Source organism: Streptomyces sp. NPDC002809, assembly GCF_040295435.1.
Classification (GTDB): domain Bacteria; phylum Actinomycetota; class Actinomycetes; order Streptomycetales; family Streptomycetaceae; genus Streptomyces.
Window position 1 is genome coordinate 13,215 of record NZ_JBEOVJ010000011.1, and the last position, 17,640, is coordinate 30,854.

The following is a 17,640-nucleotide window of genomic DNA, read 5'->3' on the forward strand; positions in this document are numbered from 1 at the left end:
GTCCGGGGCAGGCGGCGGGATGTGGCCCGATCCTTGCGAACCGTGTCCGTCGGGCCGCTCGTGGGAGGGGTGGCACAGGCCGGATGCTGGGCGGCGTGAGTCAGACAACCGAAAGCGCCGCCCGGGACGACCTCCCGCGCCCCGTCCTCGAGGCGCCCCGTCGCCGTCGCATCCACCGCGCCTGGACGGTCGCCGCCGTCGCCTTCGTGACGATCATCGGCGGCGCGGCCTTCAACGCCCTGCCCGGACTGCTCATCGACCCCCTCCACGAGGAGTTCCGCTGGTCGCGCGGTGAGATCGGGCTTGCCGTCTCCTTCGACATGGCGCTGTACGGGCTCACCGCGCCGTTCGCCGCGGCGCTGATGGACCGGTTCGGCATCCGCCGGGTCGTGGTCGTCGCGCTCAGCGCCGTCGCGGCCGGTGCGCTGGCCAGTGTCTGGATGACCGCGGCCTGGCAGCTGATGATCTATTGGGGGCTGCTCGTCGGCCTCGGCACAGGCGCGATGGCGATGTCCTTCTCCGCGACGGTCACCAACCGCTGGTTCGTCGCCCGCCGCGGCCTGGTCACCGGCATCCTCACGGCAGCCGGCGCCTCGGGACAGCTCGTCTTCCTGCCCCTGTGCGCCTGGATCGTCGACCGGCACGGCTGGCGGCCCGCCTCGGTGACGGTTGCCCTGGCCGCCCTGCTCGTCGTCCCGTTCGTCGTGCTCCTGATGCGCGACCACCCGGCCGACGTGGGCGCGGCCCCGTACGGCGGAGAGTTCGTGGCGAAGCCCGCGCCCGCGCGCGGGGCGGCGAGCCGGACCGTACGCGTCCTGGTGGACGCGGCCCGCACCGGACCGTTCTGGCTGCTGGCCGGGTCCTTCGCGATCTGCGGAGCCTCGACCAACGGCCTCATCCGCACCCACTTCGTGCCCTCGGCGCACGACCACCACATGCCGATCACCGCGGCGGCCTCGCTGCTCGCCGTCATCGGGATCTTCGACATCATCGGCACGGTCTTCTCGGGCTGGCTCACCGACCGCTTCGACGCCCGCCGGCTGCTGGCCGTCTACTACGCCCTGCGCGGGGTGTCTCTGCTGTTCCTGCCGATCCTGATGCAGGCCACCGTGGAGCCGCCGATGGTCTTCTTCATCGTGTTCTACGGACTCGACTGGGTCGCCACCGTCCCGCCGACTCTGGCCCTGTGCCGGGAACAGTACGGCGAGGACAGTGCCATCGTCTTCGGCTGGGTCCTCGCCTCCCACCAGGTGGGTGCCGCACTGGTGGCGTTCCTGGGCGGCGTGGCGCGCGACCACTTCGGCTCGTACGACGTGGTCTGGTACTCGGCGGGCGCGCTGTGCGCGATGGCGGCGCTGATGGCGCTGATGATCCGCCGGGTGAAGGGCCTGCCCGCGGACGTCGTCGCGGGGTGAACGGGTCAGCGGTTGGGGGGCCTGCCCGTCGGCGTCGTCGCAGGGTGAACGGGGCAGCCGCTGAGGGGCCTGCCCGTGGATGCCGTCGCGGATGAACCGTTCAGCTGCTGAAGCGCCCGAACGCCCCTCGGTGGAACAGCAGGGGCCCGTCCCCCTCCTCGTCCGCCACCGCCCCCAGCGCCTCCACCCGGCCGACCACGATCAGGTGGTCGCCGCCGGTGTGGACGGCCTGGATCCGGCAGTCGACCCAGGCGGGCACGGAGTCCAGCAGCGGCGAACCGGTCGCGGGGGCGGGTGAGTGCGCCACCCCGGCGAACTTGTCTGCCCCGCTCACCGCGAAGCCCCGGCACAGTGCGCCCTGGTCCGCGCCCAGGATGTTGACGCAGAAGGCCCCGGCGCGGGCGATGCGAGGCCAGGTCGTCGACGTGCGGGCGACCATGAACGTGACCAGTGGCGGGTCCAGCGAGAGTGAGGCGAACGACTGGCAGGCGAATCCGGCCGGACCGCCCGGGCTGTCCGGGCCGCCCGGATCGTGTGCCGTGACGACGGTGACCCCGCTCGCGAAGTGCCCCAGAACACGGCGGAACTCGCCCCGGTCGAGCGGCAGCCGCTCGTCCTCGGCGACGGCCCGCAGGGCGGGGCGCGGCAGTGGATCGACCCGCTGCGGACCGGCGGTCGTCGCGGCGCCGACGGACCTGAGGTAGCGGACGGCGGTTGCGGCCATGCCTGCGTGTCCCATCACCCCTCGATTAGAGCTGACGACACGTCAGATAGGAAGGGATGGGGCGACCCCCGACCTTCGTCAGGGGCGGCCCCTGCCGTTCGGGCCGGGAGTTCGGCCTCTGCCCCTCCTAGGTTCGGGCCCCATGACAAGAGAATCCGGAAGCAGGACCCGGACCGCGCGGCCGCTGCTCGCCTGCGCCGTTCTGGGGGCGGGGGCGGCCTCGGTCGTGGGCCTCGCCCCGGGCGGGCTGGGGGCCGAACGGGCCGTGGAGGTGACGGACGGCGCCTCGGCGGCGGTGTACCGCTCGGTGACCGGGGCGGTGGCCGGTACGCCCTCCTGGGCGGGCGCGCTGCTGGAGGCGGCCTGTGACGGGACGCTGGTGGCCCTCGGGCTGCTGCTCGGGTGGGTCTGGTGGAGTGCCGTACGCCGGGCGGACGCCCGGGGCGCCGCCGGTGCCGTGCTCACCGGGATCGGCACCGTTCTCGCCTACGCGACGAGTGAGGCCGTGAAACTCGTCGTCGACGAGGAGCGCCCCTGCCGGGTCCTGCTCCATGGCGCGGCCGCGGTCGCCGAGTGCCCGCCGCCAGGCGACTGGTCCTTCCCGAGCAACCACGCCACCCTCGCGGCCGGGCTCGGCGTGGGCCTGGCCCTGCTGCGGCCCCGACCGGCCGCCGTCCCCCTGTCGTTGGCCGGAGCGGCGGCACTGCTTCGGGTCGTGGTGGGCGCGCACTATCCGCACGACGTGCTGGCCGGTGCGGTGCTCGGCGGAACGGTGGTCGCGGCGGTGCTGCTCGCGTTCCTTCCGCTCGCGGGGACGGCGGTGTCAGCGCTCGGCGGGCGGTTCCGCCGGGGCGACGAACCCGGCCTCGTGGGCGACGACCGCCGCCGCGGCACGGTTGTCCACACCCAGCCGGGCCAGGATCGAGCTCACGTGTGCCTTGACCGTCCCCTCGACCAGGTGGAGCCGCCGCGCGATCTGCCCGTTGGACAGCCCGCTGCCGAGGAAGGCCAGCACGTCGCGTTCCCGGGCGGTGAGCGTGCGGACCCGTTCCCGGGCGGCGGTACGACGACCGGCCAGGGCGCCCGCCCCGGTCGCCGAGAGATGGGCGACGACCCGGGCAGCGGCCTTCGGTGACAGGTAGGCGGCGCCGTCGGCCACCGCGCGGACGCCCGCGATCAGTTCCTCGGGCTCGCCCGACTTGATCAGGAATCCGGCGGCGCCGCCTCCGAGTGCCTGGAGGATGTAGTCGTCCTCGCCGAACGTCGTCAGCATCACGACGCCCGTCCCCGGCAGGGTGCGCCGGATCTCGGCGGCCGCCTCGATGCCGTTGGTCCCCGGCATCCGGATGTCGAGCACCGCCACGTCCGGGTGGTGACGGTGCACCAGTTCCACGGCCTCGTGGCCGTCGGCCGCCTCGGCGACGACCTCGATGCCCGGATCGGTGGACAGCACGGCACGGACTCCGGCGCGGATCATCGGCTCGTCGTCGGCGATGAGGACGCGGATCATGAGTCTTCTTCCGTGGGGCAGCGGCGGGCGTTCACGGAGCGAGCGCCTCCTTGGACATCAGCCGGCCGTCCCGGAAGCAGAGCCGGTACGCGTCCCCGGACCGGTCGTCGAAGCGGTCGGCCGTCATCGCGTAGTACGCACACGTGATGCCCGGCCCCTTCGGTTCCCCGGCCACGGGCCGCTGCGTGGTCTCGCGTTCGGGCAGCAGCGGCGCGGCCGAGGCCCGCTCCTGGCCCACCCGCAGCCGGGCGTAGTCGCCCGGGTCCAGGACCGACTGCCGGGCCGAGTGGATGTCCCAGCCCATGAGCGCGGCACTCAGTACCGCCCAAGCCACCAGGGGCAGCACGACGGCGAGCCCCAGGGCCCGCCGGGCGCGGCTGCGGGCGTGGCGGTGTTCCGGGGGCAGGGCTTCCCGGACGTCCCCGGGCGGGCCGTGCGGGTGGCGGGCGGGCTGGGTGTCCGGGAGGTGGGCGGTGTCCGGGTGGCGGGCGGGCTGGGTGTCCGGGAGGTGGGCGGTGTCCGGGTGGCGGGCGGGCGGGCCGTGCGGGAGGCGGGCGGTGACCGCGTAGCCGCCTTCGTACGGGCCGTGGGCGAAGGAGCCGCCCGCCAGCCGTACGCGTTCGTCCAGGCCGATCAGCCCCCGCCCGGTGCCGGGGGCGTCCGTCGGGCCCACGCGTACGGGTGCCGGGCCGGTCTCGACCCGGACCGCAGTCGCCTCGGCCGTGTGCGTCAGCCGCACCTCCACCCGGGCCCGGGGCGCGTGCTTGGCCGCGTTGGTCAGGGCCTCCTGGACGACGCGGTGGGCGGCCCGTGCCGGCTGCGGGGGCATCGCACCGGCGTCGCCCTCGACGTGCAGGGCGACCGGGAGGCCGGCGGCGGAGGCCTCCGCGACCAGTCGGGGAATGCCGGTGCCGGGAGGTTCCGGCGGCCCGTCGTCCGCCTCCTCCCGCAGGAGGCCGATCACCTCGCCGAGCCGCTCGACCGCCGCCGCCGCCCGGGCCCGGATCTCCCCGGCAGCGGCCCGGTGGGCCTCGTCCAGACCGGGCGCGAGCTTGAGGGCGCCCGCCGACAGGGCGATGAGGCTGAGGTCGTGCCCGAGCAGATCGTGCATGTCCTGTGCGATACGGGCCCGTTCACGGGACCGCGCCTGCTCCGCGACGAGCCGCTGCTCGCGCTCCAGCCGCCCCGCCCGCTCCCAGCCGGCCCGGACGAGCTCCTGGTACTGACGCCAGAAGCGCCCCGCGAACCACGGCAGCATCGCGGCCACCGCGACCACGGCGACGAACCGCCCCGCCATCAGCACCCAGGAAGGCACCAGGGCGACGGCCACCACTCCGCCGGCCACGACCGCGACGAGTACGAGGAGGGTGGGCCCGGTCCTGCCCGGCTCGCGCCCGGCGAGGAAGGCCGTCACGGCGGCGGGCAGCGCCCACCACGGACTGACCGTGCTCAGCCCGACGCAGACCGCGGCGGCCACGGCCGGCAGATTCCCCGGGGTGACGGCCCGCCGGGCTGCGCCGCCGATCTTCGCTCTCTCCACCCGGTCGACCGTACGCATCCGGAGGCCGCGACGGCACTGCCGAAAGTCATGGGTGCCGACGCGGTGCGCGGCGGTCCGGGGCCTTTCGTTCGGATCGGTCCGGATCAGGGAGCGGGGTCCGGTGCGTGCACTTGCAAGGCGGAGGAGGGAGTCGATGCGGAGCATCGGTGACCGACGACGACACGGCAGATGTGCGGGCCGGACCCCGCGAGCCCGGCACGATCCGGACGAAAGGGCCTAGACCCCCCGGTACTTCGGCACCCGCCGCTCCACGAAGCTCGCAACGCCCTCGTTGGCGTCCTGCGTCGTCATGTTGATCTCCTGGGCCATGGCCTCGGCGGCGAACGCCGTGGCCCGGTCAGTGTCCAGCGACGCGTTGACGAGCTGCTTCGTGAGGGCGATCGCGCGGGTCGGCCCCTCGGCCAGCCGCTGGGCCCAGGCCCGTGCCGTCGCGGTCAGCTCCTCGTCAGGGACGGTCCGGTTCACCAGGCCCAGGCGTTCGGCGTCCGCCGCCGGGAGCGAGTCGCCGAAGAACATCAGCTCCTTGGCGCGCTGCGGGCCGATCAGGCGCGGCAGCAGGTACGCCCCGCCACCGTCCGGTACGAGCCCGCGGCGCACGAACACCTCGATGAACCTCGCCGACTCCGCCGCCAGCACCAGGTCGCAGGCGAACGCGAGATGGGCGCCGATGCCCGCCGCCGTGCCGTTGACCGCCGCGATGACGGGCTTCTCGCAGTCCAGGACCGCGGCGATCAGCCGTTGCGCGCCGAGCCGGATCGTACGGGCCACGTCGCCCGGCACCCGGTCGCCGGTGGCCGGGGCGCCGCGCAGGTCGGCGCCCGCGCAGAAGCCGCGGCCCGTGGCGGTGAGGACGACGGCCCGGACGGCGGGGTCGGCGGAGGCCTCGGCGAGCAGGGCGATGATGCGTTCGCGCTGGTCCCAGGTGACGGCGTTCATCGCATCGGGACGGTTGAGCGTGATCCAGGAGACGCCGTTGTCAGTGGTGTGGAGTATCAATGACTCAGGCGATCCGGACGGGTCGTGACGGCCGGTGCGACCGGTCGTTCCGGCGATGGCGCCGGTGTCGGTGGTGTCTTCGGGGGAGGACGGCATGAGGCAGCTCCTGAGCAGGTGGCGGGCTCGACGGCGGGCGGGGCGATGGGCGCGGTGGCGGTGCCGGTCAGCGGCAGACCGCGAGTGCGTCCAGGGCCACCGCGCCCTGTCCGCGGCCCAGCACCATCAGCGGGTTGATGTCGAGTTCGCTGAGGTCGTCGCCGAGCTCCAGGGCCATCCGCTGCACCCGCAGGACGACTTCGACGAGGGCGTCCACATCCACCGGCGGTCCGCCCCGCACACCTTCCAGCAGGGCCCGCCCGCGCAGTTCGCCGAGCATCGCCCGCGCCTGGTCCTCGCCGAACGGCGGCACCCGCACCGCCGCATCGTGCAGCACCTCGACGAGTACGCCACCGAGACCGACCGTCACCGTCGGTCCGAACAGGGCGTCCTGCGTGACGCCGACCATCATCTCGACGCCGCGCTCCACCATCTGGCAGACCAGGATGCCGTCCAGTTCGATGCCCTCGTAGCGCGCGATGTCGGTGAGCTCGCGATAGGCGTCCCGCACCTGGCTGGCCGAGGTGAGGCCGACCTTGACCAGGCCCAGCTCCGTCTTGTGGGCCAGCTGCGCGCCGGACGCCTTCATGACGACGGGGTAGCCGACGAGACCCGCGGCCCGGACGGCCGCTGCGGCACTGGTCACCAACTGCTCGCGGGGCACCCGGATTCCGTACGCCCGCAGCAGCTGCTTCGCCGCGTGCTCGCTCAGCTGGTGGCCCGGGCGCATCAGCGCCTGGGCCTTGCGGAAGGAGGGGGACGGCGTGCGAGGGGCCTCGTCGAACGGGGAGCGGTAGGACGCGGCGAAGCGGTGGTGGTCCAGATAGGCCTTCACCGCGGTGATGCAGTTGCCGAACGTCCGGAAGGTGGCGACGCGGGACGAGCCGAGCAGCGTCGTGCGGTAGGCGTCCTCGGTGCCGACCGGCGACCCCCACACCACGCAGACCAGCTTGTCCGTGGCCTCCGCCGCGTCCACCAGGTCCTGCGCGAGCCTGTCGCTCATCGGCGGGAAGGGGCCGGTGATCGGACAGATCAGCACCCCCACGTCCGGGTCGGCCAGGATCGCGTCGATGATCTTCCGGCCGCGCCAGTCGCCGACCGGGTGGCCGCCGTTGTCGACCGGGTTCGCCACGTTCAGGTACTCGGGTATCCAGGTGTGCAGTTCGGCCTGTTTCTCCTCGGACAGCACGGGGAGCGAGAGTCCCGCCCCGGTCGCCAGATCCGAGAAGTGCGCGCCCGTGCCGCCCGAGATCGAATACACCACGACGCCGTCGGCCAGCGGCTTGCGGGCCCGGGCCAGGAGGGCCGCGGTGTCCTGGAGTTCGTCGAGGCCGTCCACCCGGATCACACCGAACTGCCGCATCGCCGCGTCGACGACCTGGTCGGCGCCGGTCAGCTTGCCTGTGTGTGACGCGGCCATCCTGGCCCCCGTCTCCGTACGGCCCACCTTGACCGCCACCACCGGGACGCCGGCCCGTGCGGCCCGGTCGGCGGCGAGCAGAAAGGAGCGCCCGTCCTTGAGCCCTTCGACGTAGCAGGCGATGGCCCCGACCTCGGGGCGCTGGGAGAAGTACGCGATGAAGTCGGCGGTCTCCAGATCCGCCTCGTTGCCCGTGGGGGCCCAGTGCGAGAGCCGCACGCCCAGCTCCTGGAGCGTGTAGACGGGGCGCCCCTGGTGGCCGGACTGGGTGATCAGAGCGATCGCCGGCCCGTCCAGGTCGTCGCGGAACTCCTCGAAGGCGTTGAGGTTGGTGTTCGGGCCGAGCAGCCGGAGTCCCGACCGTTCCACGGCGGCGGCCAGCCGGGCCTGCGCGGCGGCTCCCTCCGCACCGGTCTCCGCGAAGCCGGAGGCGAAGGCGACGGCGAACTTCACCTTGGCGTGAGCGAGTTCCTCGATGACGGGGAGCGGGTCGCCGACCAGCAGTACCGCCAGGTCCACCTGTTCCGGCAGATCGGCGACGGACGGGGCGCAGGCCCGGCCGAAGACGGTCTCGCGCGTGGGGTGCACGGGATACAGCCGGGCCCCGACCCGTTCGGACCAGGCGATCAGCTGACGGGTGATCCCGGTGTTGGGCCGCCCCTCGGTGTCGGACGCACCGATGACGGCGACGGACTCCGGCCGGAAGAACCGGTCCAGATCCGGTACGGGCGCGTGGAGCGGGCGGCCGCTGACGTCGAGGTCGCCCTCCGCGGCGGCGGCCGCCATGCTGTGGACGGCGGCATGCGGTTCCTCGCCGCAGGCCACCACCCTGGCGCGGAAGTCGGTGGTGAGGGTGCCGTGAGTCGATCCAAGCATCGTTCCGCCCACTCCTGCTCGAAAGTCCGTCGGCACTTGTGGTGCCCGGCCCGCGCCCAGGGAAGTCCGGAAGGCCGGGGGCGGCGGCGGTGCGGGGCTGGGCCCGCACCGTGTCCCGCCCGCCTCCCGGTCATCGAATCCTCTTAGCTGACGCACTGTCAGGTTACTGAACTGACGGCCCGTCAGGAATGGGTATGCAGGCAAAGGTTGAGAGCGGTGGCCCGGGAGGTCGCCCGGATCACCGCTCTCAGGTGCCCACACACCTCGCGGGATCGCTACTCATGTGCCGACTCCTCGGGGGCGGTGTTCATGCGCCGACACCCTCGGAGGACCGGTGTTCATGTGCCGACACCCGCCCTCGGGGGATCGGCACTCATGCGCCGACGCCCTCGGGGGATCGGGCCGGCACCGCCTGGCGCGTCAGAGGGCCGCGACGACCTCCCTGGCGACGCGCTCGCCCGAACGGACCGCGCCGTCCATGTACCCGTTCCAGTACGTCGACGTCTCCGTGCCCGCCCAGTGGATCGCCCCCACGGGGGTGCGCAGCGCGGTGCCGTAGCGGGTCAGGACGCCGGGCGGGGCGTAGGCGACCGGGCCGCCGCGGGAGTAGGTCTCGTTGTCCCAGCGCTGGAGCACGAAGCCGGTCGGGGTCTTCGCGCGGTCGCCGAAGTACGTGGCGAAGTCCTTCAGGACCACCGCCCGCACCTCGGCCTCCGACGCCCCGTTGAGCCCGCGCATCTCGTCGGACTCGATGAAGCCCATCAGTGCTCCGTACGAGCCGTCCGGCGGGGAGTTGTCGAACGTGGAGCGGACGGCGCCGGAGTCGCTGACGACCTGGCCGTTGAGGCCGTCGGCCCGCCAGAACGGGGTGTCGTACACCGCGATCGCCTTGCCGACGGATCCCATCGGCAGCCGCTGGCCGAGCTGGTCGCGGGTGGCGGGCAGGCCGGGGGAGAAGGTGATGCGGTTCGTGAGCGAGGGCGGTACGGCGATCACGACGCGGCGCGCGGAGACGGTGAGGTCCGGGGTCTCCACGGTCAGCCGGCCGTCGCCCTGCGCGATCCGGCCGACCGGGGCGTTCAGGACGACCCGGTCGCCGAGGGACTCCGCCAGGCGCAGCGGCACCTGCGCGGAGCCGCCGACGAACCGGGTCGCCTGGGCGCCCGTGCCCGTCTCGGTGAGGCGCTCGAAGGTGCCGGGCGTCGATTCGTTGCCCGCCGCCCGGATGTAGAACAGCACGAACAGGAGCGAGAGCTCGCTCGGTTCGGCCGAGAAGACCGAGGTGCACGCCACGTCGAAGAGGAACTTCGCCGACGGGATCACGGCGTTGTGCTTCAGCCAGGTCTCGAAGGTCTGGCTGTCCCACTCGTCCGCCTTCGCGGCCGTCCACGGGGCGTCCACCGGCACCTGCTTGGCCATGTCGTTCAGCATCGCCTGCACCGCCGCCGCGTTGGCGAGCCCGGCCACATCGACCGGCGGAACGGATCCGAGCAGCCCGTCGGTGGCGTAGGGGGTGCGCTTGCCGCCCTTGAACAGGACGTTCTTGCCGGTGTTGTACGTGGGGAACGTCGCCACCCCCAGTGAGTCGGCGAGGGCCTTCATCCGGTCCTGCGTCGGGCCGATGAACTCGCCGCCGCCTTCGCTGGTCCCGCCGTTCGGCAGGGCCAGGTTGAGCACCCGGCCGCCGACCCGGTCGCGTGCCTCCAGCACCAGGACGGACTTGCCGGCGGCGGCCAGATCGCGGGCGGCGGTCAGACCGGCCAGCCCGCCGCCGACCACGGCGACGTCCACTTCGCGTGCGGCGGGCGCGGAGCCGGCCGCGGCCGCCTGTGCGGTGCCGGTGCCGGCCGCGGCGAGCGCCGTGACCCCGGCAGCCGCCGCGCCGCCCAGCATCGCGCGCCGGGTCACCGGTCCGCGGGCCGGCTGCTGGGTCTGTCCTGTTCGTTGACGTGCCACGTGCATCCTCCGTATCAGGGTGGGATGCCCCGCCGGGAGTGCCCGGCGGGGGCTGTGCTGAGCGAACGGCAGCGTCCTCCCCGGACGCGCGCGGGGAGGACCGGGTGGTGCGGGTCAGGCGGTGCGCGCCAGCCGTTTGGCGATCTTCTGCGCGTCCAGGGCCATTTCGCGGAACATGCCGCTGATCGGGTTGGTGAACCCGGTGAAGTACAGACCGGGTGCCTGCTTCGGGGTGCGGCCGCCGTGCGTGACCGGGCGGCCCCGGTCGTCCAGCACCCCGAGATGGCCGACCAGTGGTTCCAGGGCCCGCAGATAGCCGGTCGCGGCGATGACGGCGTCCGGGGTGATCCGGGTCCCGTCCGCCAGCACCACCGCGTCCTCGTCGAACGACTCGACGGCCGCCACCGGGACCACCCGGCCGCCCTTCACCGCGTCGATCAGCCCCACGTCCTGGACCGGGATCGCCCCGTCCCTGACCCGGGAGTACAGGCCCGTGTCCGGGCGGGGCAGCCCCTGTTCGGCGAGGTCCGGCACCGCCACGCGGGCCATCAGGCCGCCGGCCCGGTCGACGAGTGCGACGGGCAGCCGGCGCACCAGGATGCCGGTCGCCTGCGCGGGCCAGCCCGCCGTGGAGCGGCGCACGATGTGCGGGACGGTGCGTACCGCGAGCCGTACGCGCGACGCCCCGCCCTCCACCAGGTCGACGGCGATCTCCGCCCCCGTGTTGCCGACGCCCACGACGAGGACGTCCTTGCCCGCGTACGGGGCCGGGTTGCGGTAGGCGGAGGCGTGCAGCAGCTCGCCGGTGAAGGTGTCGCGCCCGGACCAGTCGGGGATCCGCGGGGTGTGGTTGTAGCCGGTGGCCACGACCACGGCCCGGCCGGTCAGCTCACGCCCGCCGGTCGCGGTCAGCCGCCATCCGGAGCCGTCGGCCGCCCGGTCGATGCGGGAGACCTCGACGCCCGTCACCACTTCGAGTCCGTGGTGCTCGACGTACTTCTCCAGGTAGCGCACCACGTCGTCCCGGGAGACCCAGCGGCCGAACCTGCGGGGCATGGCCAGCCCGGGGAGGGCCGACCAGCGCCGGGTCGTGTGCAGGTGCAGCCGGTCGTAGTGGCCGCGCCAGGACGCGCCGACGTCCCCGGACTTCTCCAGGACGACGGCCCGCACCCCCTGCTCGCGCAGGGCCGCGGCGGCGGCCAGGCCGCCCGGCCCGCCGCCGATGACGTAGACGGGGCGGTCCTCGGTGATGTCGGTGGGGGCCGGGCTGGTGCTGCTACCGGCGGTAGGTGTGCTGTCGGACATGCTTCGGAGCGTAATCGCGCGACTCCTTGATGGGTCTCGGTCAAGACCGGAATCGATTGCGAATTGATCACGGGTGCACGCCTCTTGCGCAGTTCTCCGACATCAGGTGAACTGACGTACCGTCAGTTCTGGTGAACGGGAGGGCCCCATGCGGACGATCTGGCTCGACGGAGCACAGTGGCTCGCCGTGCTCCGAATAGGCCTCGGCCTGTGGTGGCTGGAGAGCTGGCGCCACAAGGACAAGAAGGGCTGGTTCGAACGCGGCACCGGCATCGCGTGGGCGGCGGACGTCGCGGGCAAGCACCGCTGGCCGGTGGTCCGGACCGGCTTCGAGAAGATCGTCGCACCGCGCCCGAAGCCCATGGCGTACCTCGTCGTGTACGCGGAACTCGCCCTGGGACTCGGTCTGGTGACGGGCTTCCTGACCCCAGTCGCCCTCGTCGCGGGGCTCCTGCTCAACCTGCTCTACCTGGTGCTGATGATCCACGACTGGGCCGAGCAGGGGCAGAACGCGATGATGGCGCTCGCCTCCCTCGTCGCCCTGTTCGCCATGTCCTGGCAGGCCTGGTCCCTCGACAACGCGATCGGACTCTTCCTGTGACGACCCCGCCCCCCGCCCCGGCGCCGCCCCCTGCCCCGGCCCCCGCACGGGCCTCGGCCCAGCGGGCAGCGGGCTCCGCCCCGGCCCCCCGCTACGACCTCCCGGAGCCCGACGCCTTCACCCGCCCCTACTGGGACGCCGCCGCCGAGGGCCACCTGCTGCTGCGCCGCTGCCGCGCCTGCGGCCGGGCGCACCACTACCCGCGCGAGTTCTGCCCGCACTGCTGGAGCGAGGACGTCGCATGGGAGCGGGCGAGCGGCCGGGCCACCCTCTACACCTGGTCCGTCGTCCACCGCAACGACCTGCCCCCGTTCGGCGACCGGGTCCCGTACGTCGCCGCCGTCGTCGATCTGGAGGAGGGGCCGCGGATGATGACGCAGGTCGTGGAGTGCGAGGAGTCCGCGCTCACCATCGGGATGGAGCTACGGGTCACGTTCCGGCAGGAGGAGGGGTGCGAAGCGGTGCCGGTCTTCGGACCCTGAACGGCGGGGCGGCGCGTGACGGGCGTCCCGGCCACCGGGACGGGCCCGGCCGGGCCCCGGCCGCGCGGGCTTGGATGACTCCCACGTCCGATACCCCGGCTGTTGGGAGACCCGCGCATGCCACTCGCAGGACGCGTCGCGATCGTCACCGGTGCCGGGGACGGAATCGGCGCCGCCGTAGCCCGCCGGTTCGCCGCGGACGGGGCCCGAGTGCTGGTCGCGGAGCTGAACGAGGAGACGGGCCGCGCCACGGCCGACGAGATCGGTGGGCGCTTCGTGCGTACCGACGTCAGTGACAAGGCGCAGGTCCTGGCGATGGTCGACACCGCGGTGCGGGAGTGGGGCAGCGTCGACATCCTGGTCAACAACGCCTGGGGCGCCGGAAACGTCGGGCGGGTCGAGAACAAGACCGACGAGATGATGGCCCGTGGTCTGGGTGTCGGCTTCTACGGGCCGTTCTGGGCGATGCAGGCGGCCTTTCCCCACATGAGGGAACGGGGCTGGGGCCGGGTCGTCAACATGTGCAGCCTCAACGGCGTGAACGCCCATGTGGGAACCCTGGAGTACAACGCCGCGAAGGAGGCCCTGCGCACCCTGACCCGGACGGCCGCCCGCGAATGGGCCCCGACCGGGGTCGTGGTCAACGCGATCTGCCCGGGCGCGAAGAGCGCGGCTTTCCGGCGGATGACGAACGACCACCCCGAACTGGGAACGCAGGCCGACACGATGAACCCCATGGGGCGGATCGGTGACCCCGACCGTGACATCGCCCCGGTGGCGGCGTTCCTCGCGGGCGAGGGCGCGCGCTACGTCACCGGCAACACGCTCTTCGTGGACGGCGGGTCACACATCAACGGAGTCGCGTGGGCCCCGGACCTGCCGTGACCGGCACCCGGCAACCCCTCCCGCCGGGCCGCCCCGCTCCCGGCCGGGGCCCCGCTCCCGGTCCAGGGGCTGCCTTCGACCGAGGCTCCGCTCCCGGCCGCCCCCGGACCCCGGCCGGAATCCGTCCGGTGTCACGCTGTTGTTCCTTGATCCGCACAGCCGCGAGGGAAGCACCCATGGACAACGGCAGCTACTACGAGCGCATCGACGAACACCGCTTCAAGCCCACCGCTCACGCGAGCGGGGCATGGAGTACGGACGAAGTGCACTTCAGCCCACTCGGCGGCCTCATCACCCACGCCATCGACCGGCACCTGGCCGACCGGCCGGGAGACGGCCTGCTGCTGTCCCGGATCAGCTTCGACATCCTCGGCCGGCTCGCCCTCGACGAGTGCGAGATCCGGGTCGAGACCCTCCGGCCCGGCCGCACCATCGAACTGGTCGAAGCCGTCGCCCTCATCGGCGACCGCCCCGTCGTCCGCGCCAGGGCCTGGTGCCTCGCCTCCGGCGACACCGCAGCCGTCGCCGGTGGCGCGGCGGAAGGACTCACCCCTCCCGAGGCCCTCGCGCCCTGGCCCATGGCCGATCTCTGGCCCGGCGGGTACATCGCCTCCCTCGACGTCCGCCCCCTCGCGCCGCCCCTGCCGGGCCGTGCGACCGCCTGGATCTCGACCCCCCTCGACCTGGTCGCGGGCGAGCCCGTCAGCCCGCTCGCGTCCTACGTCGCGCTCGTCGACACCGCCAACGGCATCGCCGTACGTGAGCAGCCCACCGCCTGGATGTTCCCCAACGTCGACCTGACGATCCATCTGCACCGCAGGCCCCGGGGCCGCTGGACCGGGCTCGACACCACGGTCGTCTTCGGCCCCACCGGCCAGGGCGTCACCAGCACCGTCCTGCACGACATCGACGGACCCGTCGGCCGGGCAGAGCAGATCCTCACCGTCCGGCCTTCGTAGGAAGGGTGCGTCCGGGGACGCTCAGCGTGACAACTCCTTGCGCTGCTTGCGGCGTTCCCGCAGGTTCGGGTAGCGGACTACCACACCGCCCGCGCCGCACGAACCCGTGATCCGGAGCACCGGTGTGCCCGGCAGCCGTTCGCCCGAGGTCTTGTCCTTCAGGCCGCCGAAGGCGAGATCCAGCGCGTCCGTGTCGGCCTTCCAGCCCACCGGGACCACGAGCACCACCCCGGCCATCTGCGCGTCCACCTCCACCTCGATCTCGCGCAGCCGGCATTCGGCCCGTGCGAAGTCGAGACGTACGCCGCCCAGGCCGCCGTACACGAGAATCCGCGGCGGCACCTTCCAGCGGCCCGTCCGCTGCACGCCGTGGATGCCGCCCTTCAGGGTCAGCGGCTCGCCCTGGTCGAGGACGGCCGGTCCCAGGTCCTCGGTGAGCGGCGCGAGTTCGGCGTGGGTCTTGGCCGTGAGCGCCAGCCCCAGGCGCTCGTCCAGCTCTTCGAGATCGATGCGCCCCTCGGCCGCAGCCTCCCGCAGCTGTTCCACCACCGCTTCGCGGTCGGCGTCGGAGGCGCGCATGCGGCCGGCGGATCGCGCGGGTTCTGCAGTCATGCAGCAGATAATACGGACGCCGGGACGCGGGACCAGGGCTCGCGGCCACGTTCCGTGGCGCGTTCCCGGCCGTGGTCCGCCGGTCAGTCCCCGCGCCGGGTGCGCTCCAGCCACGGGCCGAACTCGCTGTCCAGGACCAGCCGTCCGAGTTTGCGGTACTCGGCGAGGACCGCCGAGACGAGCTGTTCCGTGTCCAGGGGGCTGCCCGACTCCGCCGCCTGGTAGGCGGCGGTGACCGCGCAGGCGCGGATGGATCCGCCCGTCAGCTCGAACCGCTCCGCACAGGTCCGCAGGTCGAGACCGGGGGCGCGGGGGATCTCCGTGCCCAGGCAGCGTTCCCACAGGGCGAGCCGCTGCTGTGCGTCCGGCACGGGGAAGTCGGCGACCACGTCGAGACGGCGGGTGAAGGCCTCGTCGAGGTTGGCCCGCAGATTGGTGGTGAGCACCGCGATGCCGTCGAAGGACTCGATCCGCTGGAGGAGATAGGCGGACTCCACGTTGGCGTGCCGGTCCTGCGCGTCCTTGACCTGCGAGCGCTTCCCGAAGACGGCGTCCGCCTCGTCGAACAGCAGCACCGCGTTGACGTCGGACGCCTCGACGAAGATCCTCTCCAGGTTCTTCTCGGTCTCGCCGACGTACTTGTCCACCACGGAGGACAGGTCCACGACGTAGAGCTCCATGCCCAGGTCGGCCGCGACCACCTCCGCCGACATGGTCTTGCCCGTTCCGGACTCCCCGGCGAACAGCGCGACGATGCCCCGGCCCCGGCCACCGCCCGGCCGCATCCGCCACCGGCCGAGCACCTGCTCACGGTGGCGTGCGCGCAGGGCCAGGTCGGACAGCTGGCGGCGGGTCGACGGGGGCAGCACGAGGTCGTCCCAGCCGACCGTCGGCTCGATGCGGCGGGCGAGCCGTGCCAGCCCCGCCCCGTTCTGGGCCCGGACGGCGGTCCGCAGGTCCTGTGCCTCCACCGGGCGTCCCTCCAGGTCGGCCAGCCGGGACGCGACGGCGGCGGCCCGGCGTATCTGGCCGGAGTCGAGGCGGTAGGCGCGGGTGGCGTCGGCGAGGTGCGCGTCGGCCTTCGCGGTACCGGCGGCGAGACCCGCCGCGGCCCCGGCCCCGGTGAGCGCACGGCGCCACCGCCGTGCCGCGTCCGCCGGGTCCGGAGGCAGGACAGGGACCGTCACCGGGCTCTCGCCGGCCCACAACGGGTCCCAGTTCTTCTTCCCGTACATGATCAGGGGGGAGCCGCCGCCGACCGCGTCGCAGAGCCCTCCGATCAGCCCGGCGCCCTTGGGCTGCTCGGAGTTGAGCGTCTCCAGCGGGCCGACGACGAGACCGCCACCGGTCAGCCGCGCCTCGGTCGCCAGCATCCGCGCGGTCCGTACCGGCTCCGGGGCGGTGGCCAGGGCGGCGACGTCCACCACCAGCGGGCGGAGTCCCGCCGCGAGGAGTGCGTCTGCCGCGAGCCGGCCGGGGTCGCCGCCGCGGTCCAGCAGATGCACCAGGCCGCTGCCGGTCCCCAGCGCCGCCACGACCCGCAGCGTCGTCGGGCACCGGTCCGGCTCCTCCTCGGGCGCCTCCTCAGGTCCCGCCGCCCGCACGAGACCGTGCAGCCTTCCGTCCACCCCGTCGTCGCCGAGCAGATGAGCGGTGATCCGGTCGGGTACGCGCAACACCCGTGAGAGCAGCGGGCGGTCGGCGTCCAGCACCTCCACCAGGCCGGCCGCGACAAGGGGGGCGGACGGGGAGAAGCGGAAGCGGCCGGGACCCGCGGCGGGCAGTCCGCAGAGTTCGAGGGCCAGGCCGATCGTCGCTCGGCGCCGGGTGAGGTCGTCGTTGAGATAGCCGTACAGCCACTCGAAGCGTGCGTCGATGTCCGGGGCCATCGCGACGAGCAGCAGATCGACGTCCGGCGCGACCAGGCCGAAGTCCTCCGCGAGGGCGGCGATCCTGCCTTCCGCCGGGGAGTGCGGCGGGGCGTCGGGGCCATGGGCCGGGACGGGGACGAAAGCGTCGCGGGAGTCCAGGATCCGCTCGGCCGCGGCGGGGGTCAGGTACTGGCCCCGGTACGGGTCGTTCGGTTCCGGGTCGGTGTCCTGGCGCAGCGCGACGGCGTGCCGTACCCGCCGCTCGATGTGCCCCAGCCGCTCCCAGAGGTCCTCCACCGCCGTCGGCGGAGTGCCGGCCGTCGGCGGGGTGCCGCCCGGCTCGCGGACGCCGGCCGGGGTCTCGTACGCCG

At 73.5% G+C, this 17,640-nt stretch carries 14 protein-coding genes and 1 pseudogene; 6 read left to right on the forward strand and 9 right to left on the reverse strand.

All coding sequences use genetic code 11. The annotated features are described in order from the left end of the window. The first annotated feature begins 95 nt into the window (after positions 1-95). Entirely contained in the window at positions 96-1,415 is a 1,320-nt protein-coding gene (locus tag ABT025_RS09735) for an MFS transporter (protein ID WP_350991821.1), read from the forward strand. A 100-nt stretch (positions 1,416-1,515) separates the two neighbouring features. On the opposite strand, the gene ABT025_RS09740 is transcribed toward ABT025_RS09735, so the two are convergent. Beyond that, positions 1,516-2,139 (reverse strand): flavin reductase family protein, encoded by a 624-nt coding sequence (locus ABT025_RS09740; RefSeq protein ID WP_350991823.1) that lies wholly within the window; start codon positions 2,137-2,139, stop codon positions 1,516-1,518. Between the two features lie 142 nt (positions 2,140-2,281). On the opposite strand from ABT025_RS09740, the pseudogene ABT025_RS09745 reads away from it, so the two are divergent. Next, positions 2,282-2,983 (forward strand): annotated as a pseudogene (locus ABT025_RS09745) (phosphatase PAP2 family protein); the annotation flags it as partial. On the opposite strand, the gene ABT025_RS09750 reads toward ABT025_RS09745, so the two are convergent. The 6 genes from ABT025_RS09750 to ABT025_RS09775 all read right to left on the reverse strand — a co-directional run bounded on the left by ABT025_RS09750 (position 2,963) and on the right by ABT025_RS09775 (position 11,859). Then, positions 2,963-3,649, reverse strand: a complete 687-nt coding sequence (locus ABT025_RS09750) for a response regulator (RefSeq protein ID WP_350991825.1) — start codon at positions 3,647-3,649, stop codon at positions 2,963-2,965. The pseudogene ABT025_RS09745 and the gene ABT025_RS09750 sit on opposite strands and share 21 nt — an antisense overlap. 31 nt (positions 3,650-3,680) lie before the next feature. Then, positions 3,681-5,207 (reverse strand): sensor histidine kinase, encoded by a 1,527-nt coding sequence (locus ABT025_RS09755; RefSeq protein ID WP_502971911.1) that lies wholly within the window; start codon positions 5,205-5,207, stop codon positions 3,681-3,683. Positions 5,208-5,426: 219 nt separating this feature from the next. After that, positions 5,427-6,302: an enoyl-CoA hydratase/isomerase family protein gene (locus ABT025_RS09760; RefSeq protein ID WP_350991827.1), complete on the reverse strand. Its 876-nt coding sequence runs from the start codon at positions 6,300-6,302 to the stop codon at positions 5,427-5,429. A 67-nt stretch (positions 6,303-6,369) separates the two neighbouring features. Further along, positions 6,370-8,598, reverse strand: a complete 2,229-nt coding sequence (locus tag ABT025_RS09765; protein WP_350991829.1) for an acetate--CoA ligase family protein — start codon at positions 8,596-8,598, stop codon at positions 6,370-6,372. Positions 8,599-9,018: 420 nt separating this feature from the next. Further along, entirely contained in the window at positions 9,019-10,491 is a 1,473-nt protein-coding gene (locus tag ABT025_RS09770) for a flavin monoamine oxidase family protein (RefSeq protein ID WP_350992052.1), read from the reverse strand. Between the two features lie 177 nt (positions 10,492-10,668). Then, positions 10,669-11,859, reverse strand: coding sequence for a flavin-containing monooxygenase (locus tag ABT025_RS09775; RefSeq protein WP_350991831.1), 1,191 nt, complete (start codon positions 11,857-11,859; stop codon positions 10,669-10,671). 148 nt (positions 11,860-12,007) lie between these two features. On the opposite strand from ABT025_RS09775, the gene ABT025_RS09780 reads away from it, so the two are divergent. The 4 genes from ABT025_RS09780 to ABT025_RS09795 all read left to right on the forward strand — a co-directional run bounded on the left by ABT025_RS09780 (position 12,008) and on the right by ABT025_RS09795 (position 14,786). After that, positions 12,008-12,460: a DoxX family membrane protein gene (locus ABT025_RS09780; RefSeq protein WP_350991833.1), complete on the forward strand. Its 453-nt coding sequence runs from the start codon at positions 12,008-12,010 to the stop codon at positions 12,458-12,460. Beyond that, positions 12,457-12,942, forward strand: a complete 486-nt coding sequence (locus ABT025_RS09785) for a Zn-ribbon domain-containing OB-fold protein (RefSeq protein WP_350991835.1) — start codon at positions 12,457-12,459, stop codon at positions 12,940-12,942. The genes ABT025_RS09780 and ABT025_RS09785 overlap by 4 nt, the downstream gene beginning before the upstream one ends. 117 nt (positions 12,943-13,059) lie before the next feature. Then, complete coding sequence (locus tag ABT025_RS09790) at positions 13,060-13,827, forward strand: SDR family NAD(P)-dependent oxidoreductase (RefSeq protein WP_350991837.1); 768 nt, start codon at positions 13,060-13,062, stop codon at positions 13,825-13,827. 176 nt (positions 13,828-14,003) lie between these two features. Beyond that, positions 14,004-14,786 (forward strand): thioesterase family protein, encoded by a 783-nt coding sequence (locus tag ABT025_RS09795; protein ID WP_350991839.1) that lies wholly within the window; start codon positions 14,004-14,006, stop codon positions 14,784-14,786. A 21-nt stretch (positions 14,787-14,807) separates the two neighbouring features. Here ABT025_RS09795 and ABT025_RS09800 read toward each other — a convergent pair whose 3' ends face one another. Continuing rightward, positions 14,808-15,398: a DUF1707 SHOCT-like domain-containing protein gene (locus tag ABT025_RS09800; RefSeq protein ID WP_350991841.1), complete on the reverse strand. Its 591-nt coding sequence runs from the start codon at positions 15,396-15,398 to the stop codon at positions 14,808-14,810. Positions 15,399-15,481: 83 nt separating this feature from the next. Then, positions 15,482-17,566 (reverse strand): ATP-binding protein, encoded by a 2,085-nt coding sequence (locus tag ABT025_RS09805; protein ID WP_350992054.1) that lies wholly within the window; start codon positions 17,564-17,566, stop codon positions 15,482-15,484. Between the last annotated feature and the right edge of the window lie 74 nt (positions 17,567-17,640).

Bases quoted from the DNA above. Each gene is read 5' to 3' on its own strand.
- ABT025_RS09765 (WP_350991829.1), bottom strand. From the start codon at position 8,598: ATGCTTGGATCGACTCACGGCACCCTCACCACCGACTTCCGCGCCAGG.
- ABT025_RS09750 (WP_350991825.1), bottom strand. From the start codon at position 3,649: ATGATCCGCGTCCTCATCGCCGACGACGAGCCGATGATCCGCGCCGGA.
- ABT025_RS09800 (WP_350991841.1), bottom strand. From the start codon at position 15,398: ATGACTGCAGAACCCGCGCGATCCGCCGGCCGCATGCGCGCCTCCGAC.
- ABT025_RS09775 (WP_350991831.1), bottom strand. From the start codon at position 11,859: ATGTCCGACAGCACACCTACCGCCGGTAGCAGCACCAGCCCGGCCCCC.
- ABT025_RS09790 (WP_350991837.1), top strand. From the start codon at position 13,060: ATGCCACTCGCAGGACGCGTCGCGATCGTCACCGGTGCCGGGGACGGA.
- ABT025_RS09740 (WP_350991823.1), bottom strand. From the start codon at position 2,139: ATGGCCGCAACCGCCGTCCGCTACCTCAGGTCCGTCGGCGCCGCGACG.
- ABT025_RS09780 (WP_350991833.1), top strand. From the start codon at position 12,008: ATGCGGACGATCTGGCTCGACGGAGCACAGTGGCTCGCCGTGCTCCGA.
- ABT025_RS09755 (WP_502971911.1), bottom strand. From the start codon at position 5,207: ATGCGTACGGTCGACCGGGTGGAGAGAGCGAAGATCGGCGGCGCAGCC.
- ABT025_RS09770 (WP_350992052.1), bottom strand. From the start codon at position 10,491: ATGCTGGGCGGCGCGGCGGCTGCCGGGGTCACGGCGCTCGCCGCGGCC.
- ABT025_RS09795 (WP_350991839.1), top strand. From the start codon at position 14,004: ATGGACAACGGCAGCTACTACGAGCGCATCGACGAACACCGCTTCAAG.
- ABT025_RS09760 (WP_350991827.1), bottom strand. From the start codon at position 6,302: ATGCCGTCCTCCCCCGAAGACACCACCGACACCGGCGCCATCGCCGGA.